The organism is Streptomyces sp. NBC_01233 (genome assembly GCF_035989305.1).
Taxonomy (GTDB): Bacteria; Actinomycetota; Actinomycetes; order Streptomycetales; family Streptomycetaceae; genus Streptomyces.
Window position 1 is genome coordinate 2,139,388 of the sequence record NZ_CP108514.1, and the last position, 14,185, is coordinate 2,153,572.

Consider the following 14,185-nt stretch of genomic DNA (forward strand, 5'->3'; position numbering starts at 1 on the left):
CATCGTGCCGCCGACGTCAACGAGCCGGTTCTGCCGCCGCTTTCGCCGGACCACAGACCCTGAAAGCGCCAGGATGAGCCGGGGCGGGCGGGGCTGCTGTCGGGCCGGTGCCGCCCGCCCCGGTGGCCACTCGGCCGCGGTCTCGTTCCTCCTCGGCAACGAAGTCGACCCGGACGTCACACCACGTCCTGGGCCGAGAGGGCCGAGCCGTACCGGGGCCGTCAGCCGGCGGCCCCGGGCGCTCGCGAGCGTGGGAGCCGTCGGTTCTGCTGTCCCCCGCTCGCATGCGCAGCGAGCACGAATTCGAATCCACGTCCGATATTCAGTGGGAGGCAGCCCGCCGAGCCTCGCCGAAGGTGTCGAGGCCTGTACCCACCGTCGGCCGGACAGCGCGCTCGGCGTGCCGGACTGACGCCGGGGCGGCAGGCTGGGGGCATGTCGGACCAGACGGAGATCATCGTGCATCCGGTGTCGCCTCAGGGTGGCCGCAAGGTCACGGTGCATGCGCTCGGCGTGGACGCGGACCTCGGGCGCGCGCACACCCCCAGGGATGTTGCCGAGTTCCTGCGCCGTGCCGGGCTGGAGGACGTGGACATGAGCGAGGACGGGCCGATCACGTGGGAAGGCGGCGGCCCCGAGGTGTGGAAGCGCCCCGAAGCCTGAACGTCGCCGGTGGCACGCGGGGAGCCGGTCGGGGAGCCACCGGAGGCAGCACAAGGCGGATCTGCCTGGACCGTCGTGGACGGTGGGGAGCCGGAACCCTTGGGGTGCGAGGGTTCCGCCATGCCAGTTCCTGAGGCCCTTCTTACCTCGACCTTAAGAGGACCCTAAAGATCCGCTCCGGGCGGCCGGAGCAGGCGAAAGGCGTGGTGCGGGGGGCTAGCTTGGCCGGGCCAGGACAGGAAGGGCCGGTGTGGCGCCGCCGGGGGGCGGCGCCGCTGGACCCGATTCCGATTCCGCTGGCGCACCTCTGCCTGTGCCCGAAGGAGATCCACCCATGTCCGCACGCCGCCGTTCCGTGAAGCTGACCCGTATCGCCTCCGCCGGTATCGCCCCGCTGGCCCTGGCCGCGTACGCCGCCGCTCCCGCGGTCGCGCACGGCTCGATGACGGACCCGGTCAGCCGGGTCGCGGCGTGCTACGCGGAGGGGCCCGAGGCGCCGAAGTCGGCGGCCTGCAAGGCGGCCGTGGCGTCCAGCGGGGCGCAGGCGTTCTACGACTGGAACGCGGTGAACATCGCCAACGCGGCGGGGAACCACCAGGCGTTGATCCCGAACGGCCAGCTGTGCTCCGCCGGCAACGACAAGTACCGGGGTCTGGACCTGGCCCGGGCCGACTGGCCGGCCAGCCCGATGACCGCCGGTGCGCACACCTTCCGCTACAAGGGCACGGCCCCGCACAAGGGTTCCTTCGAGCTGTACGTGACGAAGGACGGGTACGACCCGACGAAGCCGCTGAAGTGGTCCGACCTGGAGTCCGCGCCGTTCGCGAAGGTCACCGACCCCGGCATGCAGAACGGCGACTACGTCTTCTCGGGGACCGTCCCGAACAAGGCCGGCCGCCACCTGATCTACAGCATCTGGCAGCGCTCCGACAGCCCGGAGGCCTTCTACACCTGCTCTGACGTGGTCTTCGGCAAGGACAACGGGGGCGGCGGCAACGGGGGCGGCGGCAGCACGCCGACCACCAAGCCCAGCACGGCGGCGTCGCCGAGTGCCAAGCCCGGTACCGGTACCGGCCCCGACACCGACTCCAAGCCGTCCGACAAGCCCTCGGCCCCGACGGACCAGCAGATCGCCGCGGGCGCGGACAAGTCCACCGTCGAGCACGACGGCCACGGCGACAACGACCCGAAGACGAACGGCAGCACCGATGCCGCCGTCCCGGTGCCCTCCCAGGCCACGGCCGGCCGCAACCTAGCGGAGACGGGCGGCAACGGCGCCACCCCGGCGATCGCGATCGCCGGGGCCGGCGCCCTGGCCGTCGGCGCGGCCGTGCTGTTCGGGCTGGCCCGCCGCCGTGCGACGACGGCGGGCCGTCACGGCCGCTAGCTCACGGGTGAGCCGGTGAACGCCGCGGGCCGCCCGCGCCGCCCGTCAGTCGAAGACGGAGGCGCAGGTGGTCCGTTCGGCGTGGGCCGGGTCGAGGGCGTTGAGCGCCTCGTGCCAGGCGATCCGGTCGGTGAGCCCGATGGTGACGTGCTCCGAGAGGTCCAGCACGCACAGGTCCTGGAGCACGACGTTCCGTACGTTGGGCCCGTCCAGGAACGCGCTCCGGTACGGCGTCACCACCTCGTCGTACTTGGTGGCGATGACCGTGTACTTCACCCCGGGCACGGTGTCCCCGCCCGCGTTCAGCTTCTGCTGGAAGGCGGACCCGGCGATCTGGTCGGCGAGGCCCGGGGTGGCCGTGCTGATCAGGTCCTCGGCCCCGGGGAAGTACGGGAGGAGCTTGGTGAAGCCCAGCAGGGTGGTGCCGTGGTTGTCGGGGGCGAGCCCGACCAGCGCGTTGACCTTCTCTGCGCCGCCGAGGAACTTCAGGTAGTAGCGCGGCATCATGCCGCCCTGCGAGTGCCCGATGATGTCGGTCTTGGCGGAGCCGGTGGCGGCGAGGACCTTGTCGACGAAGACGTCGAGCTGGCCGGCGGACTTGTCGATGGGGCCGAGCCCGTTGAAGAAGGGCACGCCGGGGAGTTGGCCGTAGTCGAGGGAGTAGACGCAGTACCCGCGGTGCACGAGGTACGGCGCGAGGCCGAGCCAGTTGTCGACGGAGTTGCCGAAGGTGCCGTGCACGAGGACGACGGGGCGCGGGTGCGCGGCGGACGGCTTGCAGGACCAGTTGTTCCAGCCGCTGCTGGGGGCGGACGCGGCCTGCGCTGCGCCGGTGGGGGCGACGAGTGCGGCGGCGGTGAGGGTGAGGACGGCCAGCGGGCGGAGCAGGCGTCTCCAGGGCAGCATCGTGTGATCTCCTTGCGTTCGACTCAAGGGGATGGGGCGTGGGGGTTCGTCCCGTGATCCGGATCACAAAGGGGCGCTGCTGCCGCTAAATTACGGGTGAGTAGCAACACAGGGAAGTTACGCGTCGGTAAAAACTCGCGTGTCGTCCGATCGTCCGTCAGGCGGCGAGCGAGCCGCGGGCGATGGCCTGCGGTCCGAAGCGCGCGCGGACCCGGTCCGTGACGGCTTCCAGCCGGCGGGCCTTCTCGTCCTCGGGGTCGAAACTGAGCTGCCGCACGGCCCGTTCTGCCGGGGTCAGGCCCTCGGCCCGCAGGGACAGCGCGCGGACCCGGGCCCGTTGCAGGCCGAGGCCCTCGTAGAGGGCGTAGGACGCGGCGGTCAGGGCCGCCGAGTGCGCGGTGGGTTCGGCCAGGGTGCGGGTGCGGGTGAGCGTGGTGCGGTCGGCGCAGCGGACGGTGAGCGAGAGGGCCCGGCAGACCTGCCCCTGGCCCGGTCCTTGTGTACGAAGCTTCGCGCCGAGCTCCTCCGTCAGCGAGAGCAGGGCCCGCCGGTGCCGTACGGGGTCCAGCTCGTCCCGGTCGAAGAGCCGCTCGGCGGCGATGGTGCGGGCGGCAGCGTCCGGCCGGACGGGGGTCCGGTCGATGCCGAGGGCGCGTTCGTGCACCTCGCGGCCGAGCCGGGCCCCGAGGATCCGCCGCAGGGCGGCGGGCGGGGCCTCGGCGACCCGGCCGACGGAGTCGAGGCCGTAGGAGCACAGGGTGCGAGCCGCTTTGGGACCGATCCCGTCGAGCACGGTGACGGGCTTGCCCGCCAGGAACTCCCGTACGGCGGCGGGCTCGTCGGGGATCAGCAGGGTCCCCCCGGGCCTGGCCTCGCGGGCCGCCGCCCGGGCCAGCATGGGGTTGCCGGCCACGCCGACGGCGGCGTCCACGCCGTACAGGGCGAGGGCCCGGACCCGGATCACGGCGGCCAGCCGGCGGGCGTCGCAGCCGAAGTAGCGCAGCGCGCCCCGGACATCGGCGAGGGCGGTGTCGGGCGCCAGGGCCTGCACGGCCGGGGTGATCCCGCCGAGCAGCGCGAGCACCCCGGCGTACGCCTCGGCCCCGAGCGGTCCCCCGCCGGCGGGGTGCAGCCGCAGGCACATCACGGCCCCGCCGGCCGCCGTCCACGGGGATCCCGCCGGTGCGCCCGGACCGGCGGCCACCGGGGCCGCGTGGGCCCCTGCCCCCGCGTCCGCCACCCGGCCGGAGGTCATCCCGCGCTCCCCGGGCTGGAGTGCCACAGCTTGCGGCCGGTCGCGGGGCCGGTGCCCGGGGGCTGGAGGTCGGCCCACGGGTTCATCTCGTACCCCGTGGACATGCGGATCCGGCGCTCGGGGACCCTCTCCTCCCCCGCCGCACGGTCACGGCCGTCACTGTCACCACTGCCGTCACCGCCGTCACCGCCGTCACCGCCGGAGGCGACCGGCTCGGCCGCCAGCCGTGCCGCCACCGCGTCCAGGCCGCCCGCCGCCCGCAGTTCCGCCAGCTCCGCCAGGTTCCACGCCGCCGCCCCGACCACGCTCAGGCTCTGCGGGCCCCGCCGCTGCACGACCCCCCGTACCAGCAGCAGGAAGGAGTGGAAGACGGTGTGCGCGCACCGCTCGTGACTGTCGTCGAAGAAGGCCAGGTCGACCAGGCCCGTCCCGTCGTCCAGCGTGGTGAAGATGACCCGCTTCCCGGACCGGATCGGCGGGGTCTGGGTGGCCGCCTTGGCCCCCGCGACCAGTACGGTCTGCCCGTGCGCGGTGTCCCGCAGCCGGCGCGCCGGGACCACTCCCAGCTCGGCCAGGAAGGCGTGGTGGTCCCCCATCAGGTGCCGCGAGGCGTCCATGCCGAGGACGCCCAGCTCGGCGCTGAGCCGTTCCGCCTCGGTGAGGTCGGGCAGCCCGACGGAGGCCGTGGACCGGCCGCCCTCCAGGGGGAGTTGGGGGCCGCGGACGCCGGCCGCCCGCTGCGCGCCGTGCAGTTCGGTCAAGTGCAGCAGCAGGTCACGCCGGTTGGCACCGAAGGCGTCCAACGCCCCGACCTGTGCGAGCCGTTCGGCGACCGGACGTCCGGGGTGCGCCCGGTCCCAGAAGTCGCGCAGGGACGCGTACGGCTGCCCGTCCTCGATCCGGCCGGCCTCGGCCCCGCTGATGCCGTGGACGTCGGACAGGCCCAGGCGCAGCCCCCACACCGCCCGCGCGGCGACATCGGACACCAGTTCGATGCGATGGGCGGCCGCCGACCGGTTCACGTCCAGCGGCAGCACCGGTACGCCCCGCCTCCGCGCGTCCGCCAGCAGCAGCCGCTTCGGGTACATCCCCGGATCGTGGGTCAGCAGCCCGGCGTAGAAGGCCGCCGGGTGGTGCGCCTTCAGCCACGCCGACTGGTACGTGGGCACCGCGAAGGCCACCGCGTGCGCCTTGCAGAAGCCGTAACTGCCGAAGGCCTCGACGATCTCCCAGGTCCGTGCGATCACCTCCGCCGGATAGCCGCGGCCACCCGCCTTCGCCGCGAACCAGACCTTGATCCGCGCCTGCGACTGCGGGTCAGACAGGCCGCGTCGCACACGGTCCGCCTCGTCCCGCCCGCAACCGGTCATGACGTGCACGATCTCGATGATCTGCTCGTGGAAGACCACCACCCCGTACGTCTCGCGCAGCGCGTCCGCCAGGTCCGGGTGCGGGAAGCGGACCGGCGCCCGTCCGTGCCGGGCCTCGATGAAGGGCCGCACCATGTCGGCGGCCACCGGCCCCGGCCGGAAGAGGGAGATGTCGACGACCAGGTCGTGGAAGGTCGACGGCTGCAGCCGCCCCACCAGGTCGCGCTGGCCCGGCGATTCGATCTGGAAGCAGCCCAGCGTCTCGGCCGAGCGGATCAGCCCGTACGTGGCCCGGTCCCCCGGCGGCACCTGCGCCGGGTCGTCCAGGTCGAGCTCCTCCCCCGTGCCGCGCCGGATCTCCGCGACGGCGTGCGCCATCGCGGACTGCATCCGTACGCCCAGCACGTCCAGCTTGAGCAGCCCGAGCTCCTCCACGTCGTCCTTGTCGAACTGGGACATGGGGAAGCCCTCGCCGCTGGTCGGCACCACGGGCGTACGGGCGAGCAGGGTGGCGTCGGAGAGCAGCACCCCGCACGGGTGCATGGCGATCCCGCGGGGCAGCGCGTCCAGGGATTCGACGAGCTCCCACAGCCGCCCGTGCGACTCCCCCCGTACGTCACGCAGTTCGGGGAGTTCCGCCAGCGCGGCGCGGGCGTCGCGGGCCCGGATGTGCGGGAAGGCCTTGGCGAGCCGGTCGATGACGGCCGGGTCCATGGACAGGGCGGCGCCGACGTCGCGGACGGCGTGCCGGACCCGGTAGGTCTCGGGCATGGAGACGGTGGCCACGCGCTCGGTGCCGAACCGGTCGATGATGCGCCGGTAGACCTCCAGCCGGCGGGCGGACTCCACGTCGATGTCGATGTCGGGCAGCACGCGCCGGCGCTTGGACAGGAAGCGTTCCATCAGCAGCCCGTGCGCGACGGGATCGGCGTGCGCGATGCCGAGCAGGTGGTTGACGAGGGAGCCGGCTCCGGAGCCGCGGGCGGCCACCCGGATACCCATCTCCCGTACATCATCGACCACTTGAGCGACCGTCAGGAAGTACGAGGCGAAACCGTGGTAGGCGATGATGTCGAGCTCCTGGTGCATCCGCTCCCAGTACGCACGGTCGTCCGCGTACCCGCGCAGCACCATGCCCGCCGAGACCCGGGAGGCGAGGACGCGCTGGGCGCTGCGGTGGGCGGCGCCGACGAGCCGGGCCTCGGGGAAGTGCACGGAGCCCATGCCGAGGTCGTCCTCGGGGTCCACGGTGCAGGCCTCGGCGGTACGGGAGGTCTCCGCGAGCAGGCGTCTGGCGTCGGCGGGGCGCAGGCCGGCGGCCCGGGCGATGCGGTCGGCGGCCTCGGCCATGGCGGCCGGGGCCTTGAGCCAGCGTTCGCCGGTGTCGAGGGGCCCGCGGGGGTCGATGGGGACCAGGCGGCGGGCCGCGTCGAGGATGTCGGCGACCGGGCCCTGGCCGGGGTCGGCGTAGCGGACGGCGTTCGCGAGCACGGCCGGGACGCCCTGTTCGGCGGCGAAGCCGACGGTACGGGCGGCCAGCCGCAGCGAGCCGGGCCCGGTGCCGGTGCCGGTGCGGCCGTGGTGGACGGCCTCCAGGCGCAGGGAGTCGCCGTAGACCTCCCGCCAGGGCGCGAGCAGCCGGGCGGCCCGGTCGGGGCGTCCCGCGGCGAGTGCCCGCCCCACCTCGGAGCCGGGTCCGAGGAGGACGAAGACGCCCTCTCCGCGCAGGGCCGACCAGGGCAGCACCGGCTGCCCGTCGGCCGTCCGCAGGGACGCGGCGCCGTCGGGTCCGGTCCGGTCGGGCTCGCCGGCACCGGCGTGGGCGGCGCTGACCATCCGGCACAGCTCGGCCCATCCGGCGGCCCCGTCCCGGGCCAGGAAGACGGCCCGCGCGGCGGACTCGTCGACGAAGGCCCCGCCCTTGACGGGGGTACGGCGGCGGTACGAGGCCTCGGCGGAGCCCGCCCGGCCGCCGGATCCGGATCCGCTGATGCCCGTACGCGCGCCGCCTCCGGCGGAGCCGGCCGAGCCCCCCGACCCGGCCGACCCCACCGGAGGCGACACGGCCAGGTCCACTCCGAACAGCGGCCGGATCCCCGCCTTCGCGCACGCCTTGGCGAACCGCACCGTGCCCGCGAGGGTGTCGCGGTCGGTCAGGGCGAGGGCGTCCATGCCCCGCTCGGCGGCACGTTCCGCCAGCCGTTCGGGGTGCGAGCCTCCGTAGCGCATGGAGAACCCCGAAACGGTGTGCAGATGCGTAAAACCAGGCACCCGCGGCCTCCTGCTTCGCTCGTTGAACACCTCCTCCCCCACCTCCACCATAGAGTAATTCGAATATTCGTGCGAAACATCTGTTCGATCGTCTGAGGTCAGCCATTCGGCCCTCCCCTGCTGCGCCCCGCCCCCGGTACGCCGAGCGTGTGAAACATGACCCAGCCCGCCAAGAGCACCGACGCAGGCCCGTCCACAGGCTTCCTCGCCGAGGTCAAGGACGCCGTGACCACCCGGGCAGCCCTGCTGGTCCTGGGGGTGCTGGCCCTCCAGCTCGCCTTCATCACCTCGTACATCGGGGCCTTCCACCATCCGAAGCCCAGCGAGATCCCGATCGCCGTGGCCGCCCCCCTCGCGCCGGTGGCCCAGCAGACCGCGAAGCAGCTCGGCGCCCTGCCCGGCGAACCGCTCGACCCCCGCGTGGTCAAGGACGAGGCCGCGGCGCTCGACCAGGTCAGACACCGGGACGTCGACGCCGCGCTGATCGTCAACCCCGCCGGCAAGACCGACCGGCTGCTGGTCGCCTCCGGCGCCGGCGCCTCGCTGTCCCAGGCCGTGGAAGAGATCGTCGGCTTCGTCGAGAAGACCCAGGGACGGACCCTGCGGGTCACCGACGTGGCCCCGGCCGGCAAGGGCGACAGCCGCGGCCTGAGCTCCTTCTACCTGGTGATCGGCTGGTGCGTGGGCGGCTACCTGTGCGCCGCGATCCTCGCGATCAGCGCCGGCGCCCGGCCCGCCAACGCACACCGCGCCGTCATCCGGCTCGGCGCGCTGCTCGTGTACGCGATCGCCGCCGGGCTGCTCGGCACGGTCATCGCGGGCCCGATCCTGGGCGCGCTGCCCGGCAGCATCATGGGCCTGTGGGGGCTGGGCACCCTGGTCGTCTTCGCGGTCGGCGCGATCACCCTCGCCTTCCAGGGGGTGGCGGGCGTGATCGGCATCGGCCTCGCGATCCTGCTGGTCGTGGTGCTCGGCAACCCGAGCGCCGGCGGCGCCTACCCCTACCCGCTGCTGCCGCCGTTCTGGAGCGCCATCGGCCCGGCCCTGCCGCCGGGCGCCGGCACGTACGCGGCGCGCTCCATCACGTACTTCAGGGGGAACGGCGCGGGCGGGCCGCTGCTGGTGCTGGCCGCCTGGGCGGTGGTCGGTTCGGCGGTCACCCTGGCCTGCGCGGTGTCCCGCAAGGGCCGGCCCGGGGCCGCCGTGGGCAGCGGTCTCCCCGACTGACCCCGGCGGGATGCTCGGCCGTGTACGGCTCGCGCCGTATCCGAGCCGGGACACCCAGACGGTGGTGGTCACCCACGCGGCCCCGCGGCCGAGGCCCTGGCGGCCAGCACCCGCCGGCACCGGGTGGCACCGGGTGGACCTGCAGACCATCACATTGGTCAAGGAGTTCGGCCGAACGGAGGTGGCAGGCCGCGAGGGCCCCTCGACGAACCCCTCCGGTACTGGCCCCAACGCCAGCCCCGGCCGGTCACCGGTCCGCCGGGCCCGGGACCCCGAGCAACCGGGCCGCGCGCTCGGCCTCGGCGTCGTAGACCTGGAAGTCGATGCGCTGCCCGTCCGGGGCCCGGTACTCCAGCACCCGCATGCCCGGTCGCAGGCTCTCCCGGACAACCGCCCGGCCGCCCACCGTCAGCGGGACCGCGCCGCGCAGCGGGGCCTTGAACACCGCGCCCGTGCCGTCCGCGCCGGCGTTCAGCTTCCCGTAGCCGAAGAACCGCCGACGCACCCCCTGCCGCCACCGCGCCTGGCAGGGAACGGCCACGACGGCGCCGCCGGAGGCGGAGGCGGTGCGCCCGGCCGCCCGGCGGGCTACCGCCCTGCGGGCCAGGGTTCCGGCCAGCAGCGCGACGACTGCGAGCACCACGAACTCGACGAGCGTGACCACGTCCCCCACCTCTCCCCGGGCGGAGCACCCGTGAGGCATCAGCCTAGGCACACCGGCCGCCGGAACTCAGGTGGCCCGGTGGACGATTTCGCCTGCCACCACCACCGTTTCGGCCACCGTGCCCGGGATCTCGTCGGCCGGGACGGCGAGGATGTCGCGGGAGAGGACCACGAAGTCCGCCGCCTTGCCCACCGTGAGCGAACCGCGTTCCTGGTCCAGGAAGTTGGCGTGGGCGGAGCCCATCGTGTAGCCGTGCACCGCCGTGGCCACGTCCACCGTCTCGGCCGGCTGCCAGGCCGGGCCGGCGCCGGACAGGGGGCGGCGCGTCACCGCGGTGTAGATGCCGACCATCGGGTCCATCTCCGCCACGTTCCAGTCGCTGGAGAACGCCAGCACCGCCCCGGCCTCGTGCAGGCTGCGCATCGGCCACGCCTTGTGCCAGCGGCCCTCGCCGACGTTCTCCGCCCAGTCCTGGCCGGGGCCCGCGATCTCCGGTGCGCAGTGCCTGGGCTGCATGCACGCGACCACGCCCAGCTCCGCGAAGCGCGGTACGTCCGCCGGGTCCAGGCACTCCACGTGGACCACCTGGTGGCGGGCGTCGCGCGGGCCGTTGACCGACCGGGCGTGCTCCACCGCGTCCAGGACGGTCCGGATGCCGCGGTCGCCGGTCGCGTGGACGAAGCACTGGAAGCCGCGCGCGTCCAGCTCCGCCAGCAGCTCCGCGAACTCCTCGGCCGGGTAGAAGGTCTCGCCCCGGTGGTGGCCGCAGCCCGCGTACGGCTCCAGCAGCGCGGCCGTGCGCGGCTCCACCACGTCGTCGATGTAGAGCTTGAGCGGGCCGACCCGCAGCCGCTCCCCCGCGTACGCACGGGCGGCCGCCGCGAAGGCGTCGAGCTCCTCCCCGGTGGTGCCCCGCGGGTGGAACAGGGCGGCGACGATCCGCGAGCGCAGCCGGCCTTCCTCCCGGGCCCGCTCGTAGAGGGCGAGGTCGTCGAGGGAGTTCTGCGGCTCGACCACCGTGGTGATGCCGAAGCCGATCGCGTCGTCGAGGCTCTTGGCGAGCCGCCCGTACTGCCGGTCCGGCGAGGCCCACGGGACGCCCAGGTCGCGCAGCGCCCGGTGGCCGTCGCGCGAGAGCCCCTTGATGGCGAAGTCCTTGACGAATCCGGTGGGTTCGCCGGCCTGCGGGTCCACCGCCGCCGTGCCGAAGGGGAGGTCCGTGCGGTCCCGCGAGACCCCCAGCCGCCGCATGGCCGCCGTGTTCAGCCAGGCCGTGTGCACGTCGTACGAGAGCACGATCGCGGGGGTGTGCCCGGTGACGGGGTCCAGGTCGGCGGCGCACGGCATCCGGCCGTCCGGGATCGCGGAGTAGTCGAAGGCCTCGGCCTCGATCCACTCCGCGTCCGGGTTGGCCTCCCGCCAGGCCAGGATCCGCTCGTGGATGCCCGCCAGGGTCCGTACCCCGGCGAGCTGCACGCAGGCGTCGTCCGAGCCGAGCCGGACGTGGTTGTGCGCGTCGATGAAGCCGGGGAGCACCAGCTTCCCGCCCGCGTCGATCCGCTCGGTGTCCGGGCCGGCCCAGGCGGCGGCCTCGCGGTCCGGGCCGAGCCAGACGATCCGGCCGTCGTACACGGCGAGGGCCTCGGCCTCGGGCAGGTCCGGGTCCACGGTGTGGATGCGGGCTCCGGTGAGCAGCAGGTCGACGGGGAAGGGGTGGCGTGCCATGTGAGGGGGCTCCATTGCGTGTGACGTGTCGTGCGGGCGGCCGGGCGTGGCGGGCGGCCGGTCAGGCGGCCGGGGCGCTCGGCCGGTCAGGCGGCCGGGGCGTACGCCGGTATCCGGCGCCGGGTGAGCGCCCAGTAGGCGAGTCCGGAGACGACCGAGCCGAGCAGGGTGAGGTCGGCGCCGCCGAGCGGGGCCACCAGGGGTCCGGTCCACAGTTCGGAGTCGCAGGTCAGGGCAGCGAAGGCCATGCCGGCGAGCAGGGCGGCCAGGCCGGCCGGGTGGTAGCCGGAGCGGTACCAGTAGGCGCCGGCACGGCCCGCGTGCAGTGCGTCGGAGTCGTAGCGGCAGCGGCGCAGCAGCATGTCGGCGAGGAAGACCCCGCCCCAGGGGGCGAAGACGATGATCAGGAGGGAGAGGAAGGAGAGCAGGGAGGTGGTGAAGTCGGTCAGGAAGAGGGCGGCCAGCGAGCCGACGGCGGTCACGGCGGCGCTGATGACGATGGCCCGGGCGCGGCTCCACGGGATGCCGAGGACCTGGAGGTTCAGGCTGGAGGAGTAGAGCGTGATGATCGAGTTGGTGACCGAGCCGCCGAGTACGAGGGCCAGGAACAGCGGCTGGAACCAGCCGGGCAGCAGGCTCTCGGCCCCCGCGACCGCGTCGGTCATGTCGGTCTGGGTGGCGGCGGCGACGCCGGCGACGCCGAGGGCCACGGAGGAGACGAAGCCGCCGAGCGCGCCCGTCCACGTGATGGACCGCAGCGAGGTGGTCCGGGGCAGGTAGCGGGTGTAGTCGGCGGGCATCGGCACGTACGAGAACGGCCCGGCGAACATGACCACGAAGGCGAGGCTCCAGCCGGACAGCCCGGGGGCGGTGGCCGCGGCGGCGGTGTCGGCGCCGGGCAGGACGAAGAGCAGCAGGAGGCCGAAGCCCGCGGCGAGGACGTAGGCCATCCAGCGTTCGGCGAACTGCACGGTGGCGTGGCCCCACATGGCGACGGCGAAGGTCAGCGCGAGGGTGATGAGCAGCGCGACGGCACGGCCGGCCGTGCCGCCCTGCCAGCCGATCTCGGCGAAGAAGACTTCCAGCGCGAGGGTGCCCACCACGGTGTTGACGATGGTGTAGCCGATGCTCACCACCCAGTTGAGGACGCCGGCCGGGAAGTTGCCGCGCACGCCGAAGGCGGCGCGGGAGATGACGAGGGTGGCGGTGCCGGTGCGGATGCCGCTGAGTCCGGCGGCACTGATGGCGAAGAAGGACAGTCCGCCGATCACGACCACGGCGGTGGCCTGCCAGAAGGAGAGCCCGAAGGCGACGGCGAGCGCGCCGTTGATCACGTAGGTGAAGGTGAGGTTGGAGCCGAACCAGAGCCAGAAGAGGTCCTTGGCACTGCCGTGGCGCTCCGCGTCGGGGATGGGATCGATCCCGTGCGTCTCGACCCGGAACACCTCGTCGACGTCGGCTGTCTGCTGCGCCATATTGCACCCCTGATCTTGAACGCCGTTCTAAGTTCTTGAATGGCATTCAAGATGAGGGTGGGACCCCGCCCTCGTCAAGACCCCGTCCGGGATAAGGTCGGGCCAGGTGAGACGGAGGGCGGGACCGGTGGCGCGAGCAGGAGCGGGGGCGGCACGGCGGCGCGATGGGCGGATCGCCCAGGAGCGGATGCTGGAAGAAGCCATGGCGGCCATCGCGCAGGACGGTCTCGCGGCGCTCACCATGTCGGCGCTGGCCGAGCGGCTCGGCACCAGCGGCGGCCACATCCTGTACTACTTCGGCAGCAAGGACCGGCTCCTGCTGGAGGCGCTGCGCTGGAGCGAGGAGCAGCTCACCGGCGAGCGCCGGGCACTGCTGGGCAGCAGGGTCACGGCCGCGCGCAAGCTCGACCAGTACCTGGAGCTCTACCTCCCCGAGGGCCCGCGCGACCCGCGCTGGACGCTCTGGATCGAGCTGTGGGCCCGCACCGCCTCCAACGAGCAGCTGAAGGCGGCCCAGGAGGAGCTCGACGAGAGCTGGCAGCGGGACCTGGAGGCGCTCCTCGCCAAGGGCGTGGAGCAGGGCCGCTTCGCACCCATGGACGTACCCGGACGGGCCTCGGAGCTGCTCGCCCTGCTGGACGGCCTGAGCACCCGGGTCGTCCTGGGCCAGCGCGGCGCGGACCGGGCCCGGGCCCTGGAACACGCCCGCTCGGCGGCGGCGGCCCTCATCCCGCGCCTCTAGGAACCCGCACCGCGCACCCCGAGGCAAGCAGGGGTGCACGGATAAGGACACGGGCAAAGCCTCCGGAGCCGTACGCACGACTGGAGAACCAGTGGGGCTCCCTCGCCCGGTTCGCGCTCGGACTGCGCCGCGGAATCGGCGGCTCGATCACGGTCACGGGACGCCGCATCACCAGCTTCAACCAGCTGAGGCAGTTGCTGGGGTTCGTGGAACTCGACGGGTCCCAGGCCCGGTTGTGACCCCGCCCGGCCATCGGCCGCCGCCCGCGCCGGGGACGTGAGAGGGCCCGCCCGACGCCCCGACGCTGTCGACGCCCCGGGCGGGCCCTTCCCGCCTCCCTCCCGCCCTCGACCGCCCCGCCCGCGCCTCGGCGGAACTCCTTCATTTCGAACCGGACCGACCCTGACCGGGTTTTTCCCGATGCCTCAGCCTGATGCCGCAATTCGACGCGCAAAAGCGGAAGCGTCCGTGCCGAAAAAGCCCTTTCCGGGCGGACCGAA

Annotated in this window: 10 protein-coding genes; 4 read left to right on the forward strand and 6 right to left on the reverse strand. The window is 73.7% G+C overall.

The window, feature by feature from the left end; all coding sequences use genetic code 11:
- Positions 1-435 precede the first annotated feature (435 nt).
- Entirely contained in the window at positions 436-663 is a 228-nt protein-coding gene (locus tag OG332_RS09860; protein ID WP_327413095.1) for a hypothetical protein, read from the forward strand.
- A 334-nt stretch (positions 664-997) separates the two neighbouring features.
- Positions 998-2,050, forward strand: coding sequence for a lytic polysaccharide monooxygenase auxiliary activity family 9 protein (locus OG332_RS09865; RefSeq protein WP_327413096.1), 1,053 nt, complete (start codon positions 998-1,000; stop codon positions 2,048-2,050).
- A gap of 45 nt (positions 2,051-2,095) precedes the next feature.
- On the opposite strand, the gene OG332_RS09870 is transcribed toward OG332_RS09865, so the two are convergent.
- The 3 genes from OG332_RS09870 to OG332_RS09880 all read right to left on the reverse strand — a co-directional run bounded on the left by OG332_RS09870 (position 2,096) and on the right by OG332_RS09880 (position 7,852).
- Entirely contained in the window at positions 2,096-2,956 is an 861-nt protein-coding gene (locus tag OG332_RS09870) for an esterase/lipase family protein (RefSeq protein ID WP_327413097.1), read from the reverse strand.
- 157 nt (positions 2,957-3,113) lie between these two features.
- Positions 3,114-4,100: a DNA polymerase Y family protein gene (locus tag OG332_RS09875; RefSeq protein WP_327419162.1), complete on the reverse strand. Its 987-nt coding sequence runs from the start codon at positions 4,098-4,100 to the stop codon at positions 3,114-3,116.
- A 107-nt stretch (positions 4,101-4,207) separates the two neighbouring features.
- On the reverse strand, positions 4,208-7,852 hold the full coding sequence (locus OG332_RS09880; protein ID WP_327413098.1) for a DNA polymerase III subunit alpha: 3,645 nt from the start codon (positions 7,850-7,852) through the stop codon (positions 4,208-4,210).
- A 156-nt stretch (positions 7,853-8,008) separates the two neighbouring features.
- Here OG332_RS09880 and OG332_RS09885 point away from each other — a divergent pair, with 156 nt between their 5' ends.
- Entirely contained in the window at positions 8,009-9,079 is a 1,071-nt protein-coding gene (locus OG332_RS09885; RefSeq protein WP_327413099.1) for a DUF3533 domain-containing protein, read from the forward strand.
- Positions 9,080-9,326: 247 nt separating this feature from the next.
- Here OG332_RS09885 and OG332_RS09890 read toward each other — a convergent pair whose 3' ends face one another.
- The 3 genes from OG332_RS09890 to OG332_RS09900 all read right to left on the reverse strand — a co-directional run bounded on the left by OG332_RS09890 (position 9,327) and on the right by OG332_RS09900 (position 12,943).
- Positions 9,327-9,743, reverse strand: coding sequence for a hypothetical protein (locus tag OG332_RS09890; RefSeq protein WP_327413100.1), 417 nt, complete (start codon positions 9,741-9,743; stop codon positions 9,327-9,329).
- Between the two features lie 66 nt (positions 9,744-9,809).
- Positions 9,810-11,468, reverse strand: a complete 1,659-nt coding sequence (locus OG332_RS09895) for an amidohydrolase (protein WP_327413101.1) — start codon at positions 11,466-11,468, stop codon at positions 9,810-9,812.
- A gap of 86 nt (positions 11,469-11,554) precedes the next feature.
- Positions 11,555-12,943, reverse strand: coding sequence for a purine-cytosine permease family protein (locus OG332_RS09900; protein WP_327413102.1), 1,389 nt, complete (start codon positions 12,941-12,943; stop codon positions 11,555-11,557).
- Positions 12,944-13,130: 187 nt separating this feature from the next.
- On the opposite strand from OG332_RS09900, the gene OG332_RS09905 reads away from it, so the two are divergent.
- Positions 13,131-13,685, forward strand: a complete 555-nt coding sequence (locus OG332_RS09905; protein ID WP_327419163.1) for a TetR/AcrR family transcriptional regulator — start codon at positions 13,131-13,133, stop codon at positions 13,683-13,685.
- Positions 13,686-14,185: the final 500 nt, after the last annotated feature.